We start from the raw sequence: 2,088 nt of genomic DNA, 5'->3' as shown, positions 1-2,088 counted from the left end.
TTGTCGCTTGCCGACGGTGCCCAGGTGGTAGTGGTCCGGTCTCGACTGGTCCGGGAGATCGCCGGCACCGGTGGGATGCTTTCGGTCGGGCTCGGCCGTACCGAGGTGGAACCGCACCTGCCCAATGCCGTCGAGATCGCGGTCGTCAACAGTGCGGCGTCCACCGTACTCGCCGGACCCGTGGCCGCGCTGGAGACACTCGCCGCACAACTGGTCGAGCGTGGGGTGCGGGCCCGCATGATCCCGGTCGACTACGCCTCCCACTCCGCCGCCGTCGAGGCGGTCGCCGACCCGTTGATGAAGCAACTGGACGACCTGACACCGCGCTCCTCGCAGATCCCGGTCATCTCGACGGTTACCGGCGACGTCCTCGACACCGCCGACATGGACGCCGGCTACTGGCTGCGCAACCTGCGCCAAACGGTGCGGTTCGACACCGCCATGCAGACGCTCACCAGCCGAGGTGCCCGCGTCTTCGTCGAGGTCAGCGCCCACCCCGTCCTCGAACTTGCGATGGCCGAATGCGCTGCCGACAGCGTGGTGATCTCCTCCCAACGCCGCGACCGCCCGCAGTGGGGCCACCTGCTGACCGCCCTCGGCAGTGTCTGGACCGCCGGTGTCCGGGTCGACTGGGCCACGGTCCTCGGTCCCGGGCAGACGCACACGGGCCTTCCCACCTACGCCTTCCAGCACCGGCGCTACTGGCTGACTCCCACCACCACCGTCGGGGAGCACAACCTCGACCATCCAGTGCTGGCCACCAGCACCCACACCACCCCGGACGAGCCCACCATCCTCACGGGTCATCTCGACCAGGACACTCTTCCCTGGCTGGCCGACCACGTCGTCAGGGGCAGCACCATGGTCCCCGGCACCGCCTTCGTCGAGTGGCTCGTGCACACCGGCGACCATCTCGGCCACAACCGTGTCAGCGAGCTTGTCGTCCACACCCCCCTCAGCGTTCCGGAGCACACCGCCCATCACATCCGCATCGTCTGTGTCCCGGTCGGCGGCTCCGCGCACACCGCCCGCGTCTACGCCCGGCACCACGGCACAGACAACTGGACCCTGCACGCCGAAGGCCGCCTCGACACGAGCGACGAGCCGGTGGAGACCGTCGAAGCCGACTGGCCACCCGCAGGTGCCGAGACCGCGCCGATCGAGACGTTCTACACCGACGTGGCGGCCGCCGGGTATCAGTACGGGCCGACGTTCCGGGGCATGCGGCAGCTGTGGCGACGCGGCGACACGCTCTATGCCGACGTCGCACTTCCCGCCGACGAGCCGGTCACCGGCGTCGCCATCCACCCGGCGCTGCTGGATGCAGCGCTGCACCCGATGCTGACGGCGGACGAACTGCGACTGCCGTTCGCCTGGACTGGTATCCGGATCCACGCCACCGGCGCTCGCCGCGCCCGCGTCACCGTGACCCCGAACGGTCCGGACAGCGCCCGGATCCGACTCTCCGACGACGACGGCCATCCCATCGCCGACATCGACGAGATCCGCCTCCGCGCGTTGCCCGCGGTCCCCACGACCGCGTCCCTGACAACCGTCACCTGGGTACCGGCGGAGCGCGCCGCAACAGACACCGCAGAGCAGATCCCGCCCGTGGTCGTGTATTCCCCGTCGGGCGAGAACGCCGTGGTCGACACCCTCGCCGAGATGCAACGGTTCCTCGGCTCGCCCGAGCAGACCGGGCGGCTGCTCGTCCTCACCCGTGACGCCCTCGTCGCAGCCCCGGACGGCCGGCTCGGCCCCGACGGCGTCACCGGGGCGGCGGTCTGGGGACTGGTGCGTTCGGCGCAGTCGGAGCATCCGGGCCGGTTTCTGCTGCGTGACGTACCCGTGGACGTCGAGCCCGACCTCGACGCGCTGCTGTCCACCCACGAAGAGCAGGCGGTGCTACGCGCTCAGGGTCTTCTGGTGCCTCGTCTCCAGCCCACGCGTCCGGCTGCGGAGGAGGCACCGGCGCTAGATGACGGGTGGGTGCTGGTCACGGGCGGCACCGGCGGTGTCGGCGCCCTGGTGGCCGAACACCTCGTGCACCGGCATGCGGTCAAGAGGCTTCTGCTGCTGAGCCGTTCC

General features: G+C 70.5%; 1 protein-coding gene. It reads left to right on the top strand.

Going from position 1 to position 2,088, the window contains the following annotated elements:
• Window positions 1–2,088, top strand: a 2,088-nt coding sequence (locus AAH979_RS42795; protein WP_346263834.1) for an acyltransferase domain-containing protein, incomplete at its 3' end; no start/stop codon positions are given.

The sequence above is a fragment of the Plantactinospora sp. ZYX-F-223 genome (assembly GCF_039649625.1).
Lineage (GTDB): Bacteria > Actinomycetota > Actinomycetes > Mycobacteriales > Micromonosporaceae > Plantactinospora.
The sequence above is the reverse complement of the archived record's forward strand: the minus strand, read 5'-3'. Positions and strand labels throughout refer to the sequence as shown.